General features: G+C 47.4%; 1 protein-coding gene. It reads left to right on the plus strand.

All coding sequences use genetic code 11. The features are described 5' to 3' along the window. Positions 1-860 (plus strand): immunoglobulin domain-containing protein (locus FW778_RS22915; RefSeq protein WP_317132396.1); only part of this gene is annotated, 860 nt, incomplete at both ends.

Genomic DNA, 860 nt, shown 5'->3' on the forward strand with positions numbered 1-860 from the left:
ACCACTATTTGTTCAAATGGAACAGCTACTGTGAGCGGAGCTACAGCTACCAATGGAACAATTTTGTGGACAACATCCAATGGAGGGGGAACTATTTCCAATGCAACAACACTTACTCCTACATATTCGGCAGCGGGTGGTGATGCAGGTAAAACGGTTACTTTAACCATGACCGTTACAGGAACGGCGACCTGCTCTATTGAGATCGCCACTGCAACTTATTCTATAAAAGTAAACGAGCCTATAAATATAAGTACTCAGCCAAATCCTTCGCAAGCGGTTTGCTTAACCTTTCCTGTGAGCTTTTCGGTTGCTGCAACGGGTACTACTCCAACCTACCAGTGGAAATTGAACGGCAATCCCATTTCTGGTGCTACCTCGTCAACTTATTCTATAAGTCAGGCAAAAGCCGCTGATGCGGGAACGTATACTGTAGATGTTATTGGCGCAGGCGGATGTGCAACTGTTACTTCGGATGATGCCAAGTTAATCGTGAATCAAACTATTACTTTCAATAGTCAACCATCTGCCGTTTCGCTTTGCCAGGGTGGTGATGCAACCTTCACAGTCTCTGCCTCTGGTACGATTACAGAATACCAATGGAGGAAAAATAATATTCCGCTTTCAGACGGAGGCAACATCTCCGGAAGTACTACAACGTCTCTGACCATAACGGGCGCGACCGGCACAGATGCTGGCAGTTATGATGTGGTGATCAGCGGGCCTGCAGGCCAATGTTCCCAGGCCATTTCTAATCCGGCAACTTTAACGTTGAATACGCCTACGACAATAGGCACGCAACCAACGGGAGCAACCTATTGCCAGAACGGTTCAGCTACTGCATTGACGGTCGCTGCCAC

It is taken from the genome of Ginsengibacter hankyongi (assembly GCF_008710285.1).
Lineage (GTDB): Bacteria > Bacteroidota > Bacteroidia > Chitinophagales > Chitinophagaceae > Ginsengibacter > Ginsengibacter hankyongi.